The organism is Pseudomonas rhizozeae, assembly GCF_031583775.1.
Taxonomy (GTDB): Bacteria; Pseudomonadota; Gammaproteobacteria; order Pseudomonadales; family Pseudomonadaceae; genus Aquipseudomonas.
The window spans coordinates 1-14,626 of the sequence record NZ_JAVLSB010000002.1; the positions used below are offsets into that span (position 1 = coordinate 1).

General features: G+C 61.5%; 10 protein-coding genes and 2 pseudogenes. 7 read left to right on the top strand and 5 right to left on the bottom strand.

Annotated elements, in window-relative coordinates:
- Window positions 1-34: 34 nt before the first annotated feature.
- Window positions 35-928, bottom strand: a complete 894-nt coding sequence (locus RG836_RS00565; RefSeq protein ID WP_310842315.1) for a PA4780 family RIO1-like protein kinase — start codon at window positions 926-928, stop codon at window positions 35-37.
- Between the two features lie 575 nt (window positions 929-1,503).
- Here RG836_RS00565 and RG836_RS27240 point away from each other — a divergent pair.
- Window positions 1,504-2,436 (top strand): annotated as a pseudogene (locus tag RG836_RS27240) (HAMP domain-containing protein); the annotation flags it as partial.
- A gap of 261 nt (window positions 2,437-2,697) precedes the next feature.
- A pseudogene (locus RG836_RS27245) lies at window positions 2,698-3,294 on the top strand (methyl-accepting chemotaxis protein); the annotation flags it as partial.
- 140 nt (window positions 3,295-3,434) lie between these two features.
- On the opposite strand, the gene RG836_RS00575 reads toward RG836_RS27245, so the two are convergent.
- Complete coding sequence (locus tag RG836_RS00575) at window positions 3,435-4,223, bottom strand: AraC family transcriptional regulator (protein WP_310842318.1); 789 nt, start codon at window positions 4,221-4,223, stop codon at window positions 3,435-3,437.
- Between the two features lie 92 nt (window positions 4,224-4,315).
- Window positions 4,316-5,593, bottom strand: coding sequence for an acetyl-CoA C-acetyltransferase (locus RG836_RS00580; protein WP_310842320.1), 1,278 nt, complete (start codon window positions 5,591-5,593; stop codon window positions 4,316-4,318).
- Window positions 5,594-5,870: 277 nt separating this feature from the next.
- On the opposite strand from RG836_RS00580, the gene RG836_RS00585 reads away from it, so the two are divergent.
- The 4 genes from RG836_RS00585 (at window position 5,871) to RG836_RS00600 (ending at window position 11,850) form a co-directional block, all read left to right on the top strand.
- The gene (locus RG836_RS00585; protein ID WP_310842322.1) at window positions 5,871-7,223 is read left to right on the top strand and encodes a 3-oxoacyl-ACP reductase; all 1,353 of its coding nucleotides are present in this window, start codon (window positions 5,871-5,873) and stop codon (window positions 7,221-7,223) included.
- 2 nt (window positions 7,224-7,225) lie between these two features.
- The gene (locus tag RG836_RS00590; RefSeq protein ID WP_310842323.1) at window positions 7,226-8,086 is read left to right on the top strand and encodes a MaoC family dehydratase; all 861 of its coding nucleotides are present in this window, start codon (window positions 7,226-7,228) and stop codon (window positions 8,084-8,086) included.
- Between the two features lie 389 nt (window positions 8,087-8,475).
- The gene (locus RG836_RS00595) at window positions 8,476-10,002 is read left to right on the top strand and encodes a collagen-like triple helix repeat-containing protein (RefSeq protein WP_310842324.1); all 1,527 of its coding nucleotides are present in this window, start codon (window positions 8,476-8,478) and stop codon (window positions 10,000-10,002) included.
- Between the two features lie 177 nt (window positions 10,003-10,179).
- Complete coding sequence (locus tag RG836_RS00600; RefSeq protein WP_310842325.1) at window positions 10,180-11,850, top strand: ShlB/FhaC/HecB family hemolysin secretion/activation protein; 1,671 nt, start codon at window positions 10,180-10,182, stop codon at window positions 11,848-11,850.
- Between the two features lie 19 nt (window positions 11,851-11,869).
- On the opposite strand, the gene RG836_RS00605 is transcribed toward RG836_RS00600, so the two are convergent.
- Both RG836_RS00605 and RG836_RS00610 read right to left on the bottom strand, forming a co-directional pair.
- Window positions 11,870-12,748 (bottom strand): hypothetical protein, encoded by an 879-nt coding sequence (locus RG836_RS00605; protein WP_310842327.1) that lies wholly within the window; start codon window positions 12,746-12,748, stop codon window positions 11,870-11,872.
- Window positions 12,749-13,031: 283 nt separating this feature from the next.
- A complete protein-coding gene (locus RG836_RS00610) occupies window positions 13,032-13,199 on the bottom strand; it encodes a hypothetical protein (RefSeq protein ID WP_310842329.1) in 168 nt (55 codons plus the stop codon).
- A 273-nt stretch (window positions 13,200-13,472) separates the two neighbouring features.
- Here RG836_RS00610 and RG836_RS00615 point away from each other — a divergent pair, with 273 nt between their 5' ends.
- Entirely contained in the window at window positions 13,473-13,841 is a 369-nt protein-coding gene (locus tag RG836_RS00615) for a DUF6124 family protein (RefSeq protein ID WP_310842330.1), read from the top strand.
- Window positions 13,842-14,626: the final 785 nt, after the last annotated feature.

The following is a 14,626-nucleotide window of genomic DNA, read 5'->3' on the forward strand; positions in this document are numbered from 1 at the left end:
AAACCCGGCCGAAGCCGGGTTTTTCATTCGCCAATCACTGCATCCAGGGTGGAGGCGGTTCTTCGGCTTTGTTCGGCGGGGTGTCGTCTGCCGCGCGAATCGCCTGCTTGCGCTCTTCGTCGAGGCGCGCCGCTTCGATCTCGCGCATGATGCCGCCCACGTCCGCCAGTTCTTCCGGCTCGTCAAACTCACCGGTCAGCACGCTGGCCGGGTGCAAGGTGCCGGCTTCGTACAGCGCCCACATTTCCTTGGCGTACTTGGTGCGCTTCAACTCTGGAGCGAACCGGCCGAAGTATGACGCCATGTTACCAACGTCCCGCTCGAGCATGCTGAACGCGTGGTTGTTGCCTGCGGCGTCGACCGCTTGCGGCAAGTCGATAATCACCGGACCGGTCGGCGTCAGCAGCACGTTGAACTCCGACAGGTCACCGTGCACCAGACCGGTACACAGCATCAGCACGATCTGCGAGATCAGAAACGCGTGATACTCGCGCGCCTGATCCGGCTCCAACACCACGTCGTTCAAGCGTGGCGCGGCATCACCGTACTCGTCGGCCACCAGCTCCATCAGCAGCACGCCTTCCAGGAAGTCGTACGGCTGCGGCACCCGGACACCGGCGCCAGCCAGACGGAACAGCGCCGCTACTTCGGCGTTCTGCCAGGCATCTTCGGTTTCCTTCTTGCCGAACTTCGAGCCCTTGGCCATGGCCCGGGCCTGGCGGCTATTGCGTACCTTGCGGCCTTCCTGATACTCGGCCGCCTGGCGGAAACTGCGTTTATTCGCCTCCTTGTAAACCTTCGCGCAACGTAACTCGTTGCCGCAGCGCACCACATAAACAGCTGCTTCTTTACCACTCATGAGTGGGCGCAGCACCTCGTCGACCAGACCGTCCTCGATCAGGGGTTCAATGCGTTTTGGAGTCTTCATCAGCTTTTATTGTGGGTCCTTTATTACCAAACACGCGAAAGTCATTCGTTATACGGCAATCCTCGCATCGGTGGGAGGGGTTGCCGACCTATGAACCTGTGCAATGCACACAATGTGCCGAATCCAGCGCGTTTCGGCGGCCGATAAAAATCATAGCCGAGCTTTACTGATCCGCCGGCCCTGCGCGAGCAGGGCATTTACGACAGAGGCTGTGATCTGATTACGACACTTCGTAGGATTTCTACCAACGGTCCTCAATTTCCCCGCTCCCCAGCCGAAGTCATCAAAGAGGACAGGAAGCGTCCGACGATAAAAAACGATGAATCACTCAAGGATCGAGGACCGACCCAACCGTTACGGCTGCCAATAATCCGCGAGTCATCTGCACTGCGTGGGCCAACAAAAAATCTGGAGCGCGGATGAACATCAAACAAAAGTTGACCTGGGCGTTTGCAATCATCGCCTGTGTCCCCGTGGTGCTGGTCGCCACCCTGGTCGTGCTGAACCTGCGCAGTGATGCGAAAGAAGCTTTCGTCGACAGCAGCGGCCGGGAAATCCGCCAGGTCAGCAACGCCATGCAATTGTTTTTCGACGGCATCAGCCAGAACGTCGAGTACCTGGCGTCACAACCGCTGATCAAGAACACCGACGCCAGCCTCAAGACCTACATGGCAGCCAACGCCGAAACCATTCCCCAAGGCGAGATGGACAAGCAGGTCTTTGCCTTCCTGCAAGACCTCGGCGCCAGCCACCCGGCTTACGCCTACGCGATCGTCGGCACGGCGGCGGGCGGCTACGTGTCCTGGCCGGACGACGCCAAGCTCAACAATTACGACCCGCGCCAACGCCCGTGGTACAAGGCCGCCCAGGCCAAACCCGGCAAGCCGTTCCGCACCGAGGCTTATTACTGGGCCCAGGACGACGCGACCTATGTCAGCACCGTGCGCACCATCGACAACAAGCTCGGCACTAACGGTGGCGTGGTCAGCATCGACGTGACGCTCAAGCAGCTCACCGAGATCGTCAAACAGATCAAGCTCGGCGAAAGCGGCTACCTGATGCTGGTGGAAAACACCGGCACCATCCTGGTGGACCCGAAACAGCCGGCCAACAACTTCAAACCCATGGCCGGCCTCGGCGAGGGTTATGCGCAACTGGCCAAGGCTGGCAAAGGCCTGGTGGAAGTCGAGCTCAACGGTGAGCGCTATATGGCCAACGTCTGGCCGTCGGAGCAACTGGGCTGGACCTTTATCGGCCTGATCAAACAGGCTGACGTAATGAGCGCCGCCACCCAGTTGACCTGGCTGATCGCAATCATCGCTGCCGTCCTGGCCGCCGTGTTTGCGGTGGTCGGTGCCAGTTTCGCCAGCGTCATCGTGCGACCGATCCGCAGTGTCGCCAGCGGCCTGGAAGGCATCGCCCAGGGTGAAGGCGACTTGACCAAGAGCCTGGAAATCCGTGGCAGGGACGAAACCGCGCAACTGGCGAACTGGTTCAACCAGTTCCTCTCGGCAATCCGCAGTCTGATCCAGCACATCGGCGGCGCGGCAACCAAGATCCTCGACACCTCGAAGAGCTCGACCCAGGTTTCCCACGACATGGCTGAAGTCGCCGGGCGCCAGCGTGAAGCGGTGGACATGGTGTCGACGGCGTTCCACGAAATGGTCGCCACCGCCAACGAAGTGGCCCGCTCGTGCAGCCAGGCCGCCGAGTCCGCCGACAGCGGCCAGCGCCAGGCCCGCGAAGGTCAGCAACAGATCGACGCAGCGGTCAGCAGCGTCGATCGTTTAAGCCAGGAAATCGAACAGTCAGCGCAGTCGATGCAGCAACTGGAGCGCGACAGCGTGGACATTCAGTCAATCCTCGGCACCATCCGCTCGATCGCCGAACAAACCAACCTGCTGGCACTGAACGCGGCGATTGAAGCGGCGCGCGCCGGTGAGCAAGGTCGCGGCTTTGCCGTGGTGGCCGATGAAGTGCGGGCCCTGGCCAAGCGCACCGCTGACTCCACCGCCGAGATCGACGGCTTGCTCGGCAACCTCGCCAAGCGCACCAGCCAGGTCACCCAGCAAATGCACGCCAGCCTGGAAGTGTCGCAGCAGTCGGTGACGCGCATCGGCGAAGCGCGCAACAGCTTCGGGCAGATCCGCGAATCGGTGGACGTAATTCGCGACATGAACACCCAAATCGCCACCGCCGCCGAGCAACAGCACCAAGTGGCTGAAGACATCAACCGGCACATCAGCCAGATCCACGGCGACGCGCAACGGGTCGCCGAACTGGCCGACTCCGCACGCCTCGACTCGCAGAGCCTGGCGGGGCTGTCGAATGAACTCGATGGCCTGGTGCGCCGATTCCGCACCTGATAACGCCGATTTAACAGACGCGAGCGACTCCCCGTGGCGAGGGAGGTGCTCTCTGTGGCGAGGTGCTCTCTGTGGCCAGTTGCTTTTGTGGCGAGGGAGCTTGCTCCCGCTGGACCGCGCAGCGGTCCCAACCAAACCCGCTAGCGAAACAACTCCCCCGGGGTCACCCCAAACAACCCGCGAAACGCCGCGATAAAGGCCGAGGTCGAGTCATACCCACACGCCAGCGCGGTGTTGGTAACGCTGTCGCCCTCCTCCAGGCTGCTCAGCGACGACAACAAGCGCATACGCTGGCGCCAGCCCCGGAAACTCAGCCCGGTCTCGCGCTGAAACAAGCGCATCAAGGTTTTCTCCGACATGCCCAAACGCACGGCCCACGCCTGTAAGGTCACGCTGTGATCCGGATTGGCGATCAGTTCATTGCACAAACCAAGCAAGCGCGGATGCCGAGGTAAGGGTAATGAAAAACCCACTTCCGGCAGGGTCGCCAACTGGTCGAGCAACACCTGCACCAGGCGCGCTTCGTGGCTTTCACCTTCGGGATACTCCACGGGCAACCGGCAAAAACTCTTGATCAATTCCCGCGCCAGCGGCGTGACTTCCAGCACCCGGCAACGACCGTCCGCCCACTGGCAATCTTCACGACGCACATACAGGCTGCGCATCTCCGCGCGCATCGAAGTCACCACCTGATGCTCGACATCCGCCGGAATCCAGATCGCCCACTGCGACGGAGCAAAGAAACTGCCCTCGGCGGTGTGTACGCCAAGCACGCCACTGATGGCGTAGGAGAACTGCACCCAGTCATGCCGATGCGGCGGCGTCCATGAACCGGCGTTCAGACTTTCCGCCCGCGCATACAACGGACGCGGCAAGCTGCTCAGCGCCGGGATTGCCCGTTCGAGGGATAGTTGTCCGTTACTCGTCATTCCAAGGCCTGATGTCGCAGAGGTCGGTAGCGACGACCTTAGGCCATGTCCCGAGACTCATCAACACCGCGAAACCCTGTGGGAGCGTCAGTTCAACGTTCTACGATGGCCGTTACACCCTGCCCGCCCGCCGCACAAATCGAGATCAACCCACGGCCCTTGCCCGCCGCATCCAGCAATTTCGCCAGGTTGGCGACGATACGCCCGCCGGTCGCCGCGAACGGATGCCCAGCCGCCAGCGAGCTGCCCTTGACGTTCAAGCGGCGGCGATCAATCGAGCCCAGCGGCGCGTCGAGGCCCAGGCGGGTCTTGCAGTACTCGGGGTCTTCCCAGGCTTTCAAGGTGCACAGCACTTGCGCGGCGAAGGCTTCGTGAATTTCGTAGTAATCGAAGTCCTGCAAGGTCAAACCGTTGCGCGCCAGCAAGCGCGGCACCGCGTACACCGGGGCCATCAACAAGCCCTCGGCGCCGTTGACGAAATCCACCGCCGCCGCTTCGCCGTCGCGCAGGTACGCGAGGATCGGCAAGCCGCGCTCCTTGGCCCATTCCTCGCTGCCCAGCAGCACCAGCGAGGCGCCGTCGGTGAGCGGCGTGGAGTTGCCGGCGCTGAGGGTGCCCTTGGCGCTTTTCTCGAACGCCGGTTTTAGTGCGGCGAGTTTTTCCAGGGTCAAGTCCGGGCGCAGGTTGTTGTCGCGGGTCAGGCCGAGGAACGGTGTCATCAAGTCGTTCTGCCAGCCTTCGGCATAAGCGGCGGCAAGTTTCTGATGACTTTCCAACGCCAGTTGATCCTGCTCGGCGCGCGGGATATTCCAGGTCTGCGCCATCAACTCGCAGTGCTCACCCATGGACAGACCCGTGCGTGGCTCGCCGTTGCGCGGAAACTCCGGGATCAAATGGCCGGGCCGCAGTTGCAGGAAAGTCTTGAGCTTGTCGCCAGTGGTCTTGGCGCGATTGGCTTGCAGGAGGATTTTGCGCAGGCCTTCATTGATGCCGATCGGCGCGTCGGATGTGGTGTCGACGCCGCCGGCAATGCCGCACTCGATCTGCCCGAGGGCGATCTTGTTGGCCACCAGCAGCGCCGCTTCCAGGCCGGTGCCGCAGGCTTGCTGAATATCGTAGGCCGGGGTAGTCGGCGACAGCCGCGAGCCGAGCACGCATTCGCGCGTCAGGTTGAAATCCCGCGAATGCTTGAGAACCGCCCCCGCCGCCACTTCGCCCATGCGCAGGCCGTGCAGGTTGTAGCGCTCGATCAGGCCTTCGAGGGCGGCGGTGAGCATCGTCTGGTTACTGGCGGTGGCGTATGGCCCGTTGGAGCGGGCAAATGGAATGCGGTTACCACCGATGATCGCGACGCGGCGCAGCTGAGTCATGAAAGTCCCCCTGTAATTGTTAGAAAATAATGCAGCCTCCCCGGTGGACGCTCCCATGTGGGAGCGAGCTTGCTCGCGATGGCGGTGGTTCAGTCGATATCGTTGTGCGCTGACACACCGCAATCGCGGGCAAGCCCACTCCCACAGGTTCCGCGTTAACCAGAAATCTCTGCTAAACCCATGTGCTGTACTCCAGCGTAGGCCTTATCTCGTGGATCGAACGACTGATTGCCCCCTGTGGTCCACACTTTGAACCCCAGCTTTTGGAGAGCGTTCCATGTCTGACCGCTATATCGACTTCGCCAACTCATCCTTCGGCCATCGATTGGTCGGCGCCCTTGGCCTGCCGACGCCGGTGCGTCTGGAACGTTGGCAGGCCGGGCGCCTGCGGCCGGTCGACGGCGCCCTGCTGCTTGGCGGCGGGCCGCTGGTGCAACCGGTGCATGCCTTCGCTCACAAGCTCACCGAGCAAATCTACAGCTATGGCGCCGCATCCGCGCCGGGCACACCGTGGATTCCCGGCCATGGCCCAAAAGTACGCGCGGTGGTGTTCGACGCCAGCGACCTGACCAGCAACGAGCAGCTCAAACAGCTGCGGGAATTCTTCCAGCCGTTGATGAAAAACCTCGACGCCAGCGCCCACGTGGTGATCCTCGGCCGCGATCCGCACAGCCTCGGCGACCCATTCGCCGCCAGCACCCAGCGCGCCCTCGAAGGGTTCAGCCGTTCGCTGGCCAAGGAACTGCGCAGCGGCGGTGTGCTGCAATTGATCTACGTCGGCGAAGGCGCCGAGGATCAACTGGAAGGCGCGCTGCGGTTTTTCCTGTCGCCGAAAAGCGCCTTCGTCTCCGGCCAGGTCATTCGCCTGAACGCCTGCGCCACCCAAGTGCAGGACTGGACGCGGCCACTGGCCGGGCGTAAGGCGCTGGTCACCGGCGCCGCGCGCGGGATCGGTGCATCGATCGCGGAAACCCTGGCCCGTGACGGCGCCGAGGTGATCCTGCTCGACGTGCCGCAAGCGAAAAACGACCTTGAGGCCCTCGCCGCTCGCCTCGGTGGCCAAAGCATCACCCTTGATATCTGCGCCGAAGACGCGGCGACGCAGTTGATCGAACACTTGCCGGACGGCCTCGACATCCTGGTGCACAACGCCGGGATCACCCGCGACAAAACCCTGGCCAACATGACCCCGGAATTCTGGGACGCGGTGCTGGCGGTCAACCTCAATGCCCCGCAAGTGCTGACCAAAGCGCTGCTCGACAACGGCACCCTGCACGACAATGCACGAGTGATTCTGCTGGCGTCGATCAGTGGCATCGCCGGCAACCGCGGGCAAACCAACTACGCCGCGAGCAAGGCTGGTTTGATCGGCCTGGCCGAGGCCTGGGCACCGTCGCTGCACGAGCGGGGGATCAGCATCAACGCGGTTGCGCCGGGCTTTATCGAAACCCAGATGACCGCGCACATTCCCTTCGGCCTGCGTGAAGCCGGGCGGCGCATGAGTTCCCTCGGCCAGGGCGGCTTGCCGCAAGACGTCGCCGAAGCCGTGGCATGGCTGGCACAGCCGGGCACTGGCGCCTTCACCGGTCAGGCACTGCGAGTCTGCGGGCAAAGCGTACTGGGGGCCTGAACATGAGCACGGAATGGCAGGACCTCAGCCGATCACCGAACCTCACCGAGCTGTATGTGCGCGCCGCGACCCGGCGCAAGATCACCGGCAAGACCCTGCCGGATGAGGGGCTGCGCTGTGGCGTCGACGTCGAGCCGAAACGCCTGGCTGCTTATCGCAAGGTTTGCGGTTTCGTCGATGACGGCTTGCTGCCGCCGACCTATCCCCATGTGCTGGCGTTTGCCTTGCAGATGCAGTTGCTGACGAGCAAGGACTTCCCGTTTCCGCTACTCGGGTTGATTCACCTGAGCAACCGCATCCGCGTGCTACGCCCCATGGGCGGGGTCAGCCACGGGCGGGTCAGCGTGCAGGTGCAGAACCTGAAAGCGCACGCCAAAGGTGCGACGTTCGATTTGGTGACGCGTCTGGAGGATCAACTCGGCCTGTTGTGGGAAGCGCAGAGCCAGATGCTGTGCAAGGGCGTCAAGCTTGAATCTGAAGTGCCCGCCGACACTCAGGAAGAAACGCCGAGTCTGGTGCTGGATGAAGTCACCCGCTGGAACGCCCCGGCGGACATCGGCCGGCAATACGCCAAGGTCTCGGGGGACTACAACCCGATCCACCTCAGCGCCGCCAGCGCCAAACTGTTCGGCTTTCCCACTGCCATCGCCCACGGCCTGTGGAACAAGGCCCGCACTTTGGCCGCGCTCAGCGATCACTTGCCCGCGTCGAACGTCGAGATTGTCGTGCACTTCAAAAAACCGGTACGCCTGCCCAGCGAAGTGACTTTGCTGGCGAGCGCGGCGGGATCGAGCGGGGATCTGCGCTTGGTCGGCAGCGGCGATCTGGAACACATGGTTGGGCATTGGCAACCGATCAGTTAGTCGCCCGCTTTCGCGAGCAGGCTCGCTCCCACAAATTTCGCATCTCCTGTGGGAGCGAGCCTGCTCGCGAAGCTTTTGGCGCCGCCGCATATGGTTAATTGTGTATATATCACTTAAGTTTTCCCGCGCTTCACCCTCCCCGCCGCAAAATCTCTCCTCATTGATTTAAAAGATTTTTCTCCACGTGACCGCCGTGAATTACACCCAAGGTATTAGCGCTTAGGCCGCATGTTTGGCCGATGTATATAACGGGTTAATACCAACTTGAGAATGGTACGAAAACACCCTTGCGAGTGAGATGAGCACAACGGACGAAGGCACTGCCGGCGACAGAACCGAGCAGGCCATCGAAGACAACGAACGTTGTATCAGGTGCAAGGAAAACAACAATGAACGCTCAAATCTCGCGCAAATCAGCACTCGCCCTTTCTCTGATCCTGGCCCTCGGCCTCGCCGGTTGCAGCAGCGGCGGTGGCGGTCATCACAGCAGCTCCGGCAGTTCGGCCGCCGATGGCACCGCAGGTGCCGGCGCCGGCGGCGCAGGCTCGGATGGCACCGCAGGCACGGGCGGCGGTGGCGGCACCACCGATCCAACCACGCCAACCAACCCGACTGATCCGACTAATCCAACTAATCCGACCGACCCCAGCAACCCAACCAACCCGGTGGTAACGCCGCTGGTGACCACCACGCTGCTGCAAGATGTCGGTAACACAGTGGCCGGTGCGGGTGATGGCGTTGGCCAGATCGGCGACTCGTTGAGCGGCGTCCCTGTGGTCGGTGGCGTCGTGCAGAGCGCCGTGAACACCACCGGCAATGTCGTCAGCACCGTCGGCGACGGCGTGGCCAACGGCCTTGGCAAACTGGGCACTGACCCTGCCGCACTGACCAAAACCACCGCAGTGGTCGGTGGCATCGTGTCCGACGCGGGTGACGGCGTGTCGGACCTCAGCGCCAAACTCAACACCGCCACCAGCAGCATCCCCGTGGTCGGCGGCGTGGTCACCAAAGTGGCGCCTGTGCTGAACGGTGTCGGCGAGAAAGTCACCATGCTCGGCGACACCCTGAGCACCGCCACCAGCAGCGGCCCCTTGGGGTCGCTGACCAACGAAGTCGGCAACAAACTGGTGCCGGTGATTGCCCTGGCGGAAAGCACCACCGACAAAATCGGTGACGCCACCGGACTGGGTGATCCCCTCAAAGGCGTGATCAAAAAAGTCGGCGACACCGTCGACGGCGTCGGCGACAACCTGAGCGCTGCCGGCAATGGCAACTCGGTCACCACTACCCTCGGCGCGGCCCTGAGCAACACCGGTAACGCAGTCGGCAAGGCCGGTGGCCTGGTGTCTAACGGCACCGGCAGTGGCGGCGGCATCGGCGGCGGGCTGGGCGGCACTGGCCTGCTGGAAACCGTCGGCGGCGCAGTGGTTAACGTCGGCAACGGTCTGACCGCAGGCACCAGCAGCGGCGTGGTCGGTGCCGGTGGCAGCGTCGGTGCCAACATCGGCGGCACCGTGGCCAGCCTCGGTTCTGCACTGGGCGGTACCGGCATCGCCAACACCGGCGCCACCGCACCGCTGGCCAGCCTCGGCGGCGGGATCAGCCAGGCACTCAACCCCGTCACCACCGCCGTCACCGGCGTAACGCAAAACCTCGGTGCCGCCACTGGCCTGGGCAGCCCGGTCGCCTCCCTGACCGGCCAGGCCGGTGCGGCGGTCAGCAACCTCGGTGGCGCCATCGCCGCCAGCAATGCCAACCCGGTCACCGCAGCAGTCGGCGGCACCGTCACCGCTGTGGGCAACACCGTCGCCGCGACTGGCGGCCTGCTCAACGGCGGCACTGGCGGCGCCGCTGGCGGTGGCCTTGGTGGCGTGCTCGGCGGCCTCACTGGCGCCCTCAAAGGCAACAATCGCTAAATTGCACCTGGCCGATTCGACGGCCTCACCTTCAGCGCCTACGCTTGGTTGGAGACGGAAGATTCATCTGAGTCTTCCGTCTTTTTTCTTTTCAGGAGATCACCCGCCCGCGGCCTCTGAATCGGGCCCAAGAGCCTGAAAATCCAGCGCCGCAGCGGTCTGACCATGGAGTGTCTTATGCGCGTATTGGCTTCCTTGCTGTTGCTGTCCGTCAGTTTCTGTGCGCTCGCCGACACCCTCCCCAGTTTCCTCAACAGCAACGAAACCATCCGCAATCTGCCGGTGCCCAACCTGCCCGCCGATGCCTATCGCCCGAGCGCCACGCCGCTCTCGGTACCGGAACCCGGCGCCGCCGAAGCGCAGCCGTTGCTGATGAACACCAAACTGACCATCAAGAACCTGCAGATCGAGGGCGGCACGGTTTACCCGCTCAACGAACTGGCCGAACAGTACAAACCGCTGCTCGGCCGAGAGATCAGCCTGGCCGAGTTGATCGAAGCCACTCGCGGCATCACCCGTCGTTATCAGCAGGACGGCTACCTGCTGTCCTATGCGTTTTTGCCGCAGCAGAATTTCGACAGCGGCGTGGTCCGCGTGGTGTTGGTGGAGGGGTACATCAAGGACTTCCGGTTGCAGGGTGACGTCGGGCGGGTCAAAGGCCTGCTCGACAAACTGGTGGCCAAGATGCAGGCCGAACGGCCGCTGACCCGCAAGACCTTCGAGCGCTACAGCACGCTGATGAGCCGCGTGCCGGGCGTGACCCTGCAAGCGCAAGTGCCGCCACCGGGCACCACCGACGGCGCCTCGACCCTGATCGCCCAGGCCAGCCGCAAGCCGTTCACCAGCAGCCTCAGCACCACCGAAGATAACCGCAATGGCACCCAGGCCCTGCTTGGCGTCAGCAGCAACTCGCAAACCGCCATGGGCGAGCAGATCAGCCTCAGCGGCCTGTTTCCGCCGGGGGATGATCACGAAAAATACTATCGCCTGGACTACAACCAATTCCTCAACGCCGAAGGCACACAACTGAGCTTGTCCGCCTCGCGCTATCGCGCCGATCCGGGCACTAATCTGCAACTCGATAACGGTCTGGAGCTGGAATCCCATCGCGAAAACGACCGCTACTCGATCGGCGTCAGCCACCCGTTCATCGCTTCGCCCAACGAACTCCTGAGCGCCGGATCGCGACTGTACGCAGTCAACGACAAGACCCGCTACGACGTGGTCGGCTTCCCGCTAAGCGTCGAAGAACGCACCGACATCCGCGCCCTTGCGTTCGAAGGCGACTGGCGCAAAGCCAATGAGCGACAACTGCGCATCCTCAGCGGCGGCGTCTACCAGGGCATAGACGGCATGGGCGCGCGGACCAACAACGACAGCTACGACCTGGACTTCCTGCGCCTGCGCCTGTCCGGGGTGCAGAGCGACAAATTCTTCGACAACTGGCAAGGCGTGCTGTCGGCCGCGCTGTACTGGAGCGACGACACCTTGCCCGACAGCGAACGCGCGGTGTTCGGCGGCCAGAACTTCGGCCGCGGTTACCCCGACGACCAAGCCTCCGGCGACAAAGGCTGGGGCGTAGCGTACGAGGTCAACTACAGCTTCAACCGCGCCGGCAACTGGGTGCGCATCCTGCAACCCTACATCGTCCTCGACCGCGCCAAAACCTGGTTCAACCAACTGCCGATCCAGGGCAACGACATGTCATCGGCAGCAGTAGGCCTGCGCTTTGGCGACGCCAAGTACTACAACGTCGCACTGGAAGCGGCCAAGCCCATGTCGGATGAAGCGCTGGATACGTTTAATCGGCGACCGCGGTATAGCATTAGTTTTAGTTATCAGTTGTAAACAGCACAACGAGCAGGCCCTACGCTCCCAGGTACCGACCTACGAACCAAAGTGCGAAAAAACCTAAGAATGAGTAAGCAAGCATCCGGTGAGGAATGACGATCAGGCGACGCAGGTGCAAAGGGAATTGCTCGACTTCGTTAATGGCGTGCGGATCGGTATCGAGCAGAAATTTTTGGCCGGCCGAGAGCAGGAGCGATAGATGGGTCAGCCGGTAATGGCGGGCATAAAGCCCATCCCCCATGACTCGGCGATTTCGGCCAACAAAATAAGAGGTTCCCAGTAACGCCTCCATCTCTTCCAGCTTGAAGTAACCGAGATAAACGCGGAACAGGATGATCATAGCGGTCGAGGAAATAAGGGCGAGCCACGCCGCGATATAGACCAGTTTTGAGTCTCCCATCGCGCTGGCAGTCACCTCGTGGAAATACAATCCTCCGTTTCCAAGCATGGCTAATACCGCCAGGAAGATTGCCGTATGAATCAGCCTTCTTGGAATCGCCAGCCATTTCCTTAGCGGGTTTGGCAGAGCTTCAGCTTCCATAAACGCACGGGGGTCCAACATCTGATGCTGATAGAAACTCCCGGTTAACGCCCCGACAAGCCTGACTCTTTTCATCCTGCCGATCGGCCCATTGCCCGCGATCTTGCGACTGATACTGACTAGGCTGGACGCAGTAAAGTGGACCTCTATTTGATCGAGCCTGCGGTAGCCAGCAAATAAAATGACGGCTTGGCTGAGAAGAAGCAGAAGAAAAACCAGCCCCCAAAGAACGAGCAAGATGTGATCGGTGAAAGCCGCAATCAAAAGTAACCCTTCACAAATATCCACAGCCCAATGCACGCGGCCCAGAGTATGCAAATTGCGTTGATGTAACCCGGAATGACGACCCAGCAACGAAGTCGTCTTGGGAAATTTTTCACATCTACCATTGAAGGCGGATCCAGCCTGCGGAATGACTCGAACACCGGTAACGACCAGATCAACACCAACTTTCCAGCCCTGAGAATAATGGGGATATCGGCATCCCAACGATGTGACGCGACAAAACGGGAATGCGGAAAATAACTCTGAATGTCCCGAAGTTTATACGTAGCCACGTACGCCAGAAATGCGTAGTTCAGGAAAAACAACAGCGTTATCGGGATACCTGACACACCCATTAACTGATCGAAGGTCATCACTCCAAGACCTCATTCAATTTCTCGCCTGCGTACTCACCAAATTGGCCACCCGCATCCCCCATAACCGCGGCCAACAGCTTGCTCACAACCAAAACGCAGGCAATAGCTTCGACGACTTCACCGCTCTCACCGGCAAACTGAAATTCGGGGATGAGTTTGCTCATGCTCGGTCCGCTCAGCAGAAATCTGGGGACTTTGGCGATTCCGCCCGCCAGCGGATGCCGGGAGATTCGGTGTTGCTTGTAGGGATGATCCGAATCGCCTGGGATGGTAGGTGCGCACGCGTTTGTTTTACGACGGAAAAGGGAAAATTCCGACGAGTTTTGCAGGTTGCTCGTCAGACGTGACCTGCATAGTCTTTTGTCATCGCTGATTCTTCAGCGATCGGGCTTGGCGGCCCGGTATACGAAAGGATCCTCAATTGAAGGACCTTACTCATGGACAAAGAACAAACTGACAACGCAGCAGCTGACGTCTCCCCCTACGAATCCCTGGACTCGAAAAAACTCAGCGACGCGGCCAATCGTGCGCTGGACCATTACCTAACCCCTCCCACCGAAGAACCCGCTGATAAAAAAACCCACAGCACGATGTTCATCGTCGCCCCCGATGTGGACGACGAAAGCTTGTTGGCCCATGCCTGCGAAACCCTGGCATCGCTGAATGTAATGGCCAGTGATTTGGCGTTCGCACTGGAGGGCTCGACCCGCAGCAGCGCGTTGGCGATTCAGCAAATGGTGTCGCTGGCAGAGTTGGTGGTGAACCGAGTACTGGATCGAGTGGACGCACCGGACGCCAGGACCTGACGCCACAGCTTGAAGCTACTCAACTAGTGTGGCGAGGGAGCTTGCTCCCGCTGGGTGGCGCAGCCGCCCCGGTGCCTGTGCACTCGGGTTTGCTGACAGGCCGAGTTGTTTGGATTTGGGCCTGCTGCGCAGGCCAGCGGGAGCAAGCTCCCTCGCCATAGGGGTTGGTGTATTTCTGACTGTCGCGGGTTGTCTGGCAGGGCGTGTTCGGGTGATTAGCTGACGCCACAGTTTGTATTGACTCGCTTTTGTCGCGAGGGAGCTTGCTCCCGCTGGGGGGCGCAGCCGCCCTAGAACCTGTGCACTCGGTTTCACTGACAATCCGAGTTGTTTGGATTTGGGCCTGCTGCGCAGCCCAGCGGGAGCAAGGTCCCTCGCCACAGGGGTTGGGATGTTTCTGATTGTCGTGGGGTGTCTGACGGGGCGTTTTCGCGGGCAGGCTCGCTCCCACAGTTTTGGTTTGGGTACATCTGACAGTCGTTGGTTGGCTGGCAGGCCGTCATCGCTGGCAAGTCGAACCGTCGCACCGCAGCTCCCACAGGGTTCGGGGCTAACCCACAGAGACTGTGTACCCCATCAGGTCGAGTGTCAGCTCGCCGCGCTTTTGATCTTGATCTGGCTTTTGATTCACCCGCCCCGTCGGGAGGCTGAGTGGAGGTGTTCATCCGGGGATTGGCGCGCAGCGCCGCACGACGCAGTCGGGCTCATCGCATGTAGGTGCCAGCGAAGCCAACCGGAGGGCGATGCCCCCGGATGAATGCCGGAGCGAAGGTACACCGAGCCTT

Excerpts from the sequence above, each read along its gene's own strand:
- RG836_RS00565 (WP_310842315.1), bottom strand. The coding sequence starts at position 928 with ATGAAGACTCCAAAACGCATTGAACCCCTGATCGAGGACGGTCTGGTC.
- RG836_RS00575 (WP_310842318.1), bottom strand. The coding sequence starts at position 4,223 with ATGACGAGTAACGGACAACTATCCCTCGAACGGGCAATCCCGGCGCTG.
- RG836_RS00580 (WP_310842320.1), bottom strand. The coding sequence starts at position 5,593 with ATGACTCAGCTGCGCCGCGTCGCGATCATCGGTGGTAACCGCATTCCA.
- RG836_RS00585 (WP_310842322.1), top strand. The coding sequence starts at position 5,871 with ATGTCTGACCGCTATATCGACTTCGCCAACTCATCCTTCGGCCATCGA.
- RG836_RS00590 (WP_310842323.1), top strand. The coding sequence starts at position 7,226 with ATGAGCACGGAATGGCAGGACCTCAGCCGATCACCGAACCTCACCGAG.
- RG836_RS00595 (WP_310842324.1), top strand. The coding sequence starts at position 8,476 with ATGAACGCTCAAATCTCGCGCAAATCAGCACTCGCCCTTTCTCTGATC.
- RG836_RS00600 (WP_310842325.1), top strand. The coding sequence starts at position 10,180 with ATGCGCGTATTGGCTTCCTTGCTGTTGCTGTCCGTCAGTTTCTGTGCG.
- RG836_RS00610 (WP_310842329.1), bottom strand. The coding sequence starts at position 13,199 with ATGAGCAAACTCATCCCCGAATTTCAGTTTGCCGGTGAGAGCGGTGAA.
- RG836_RS00615 (WP_310842330.1), top strand. The coding sequence starts at position 13,473 with ATGGACAAAGAACAAACTGACAACGCAGCAGCTGACGTCTCCCCCTAC.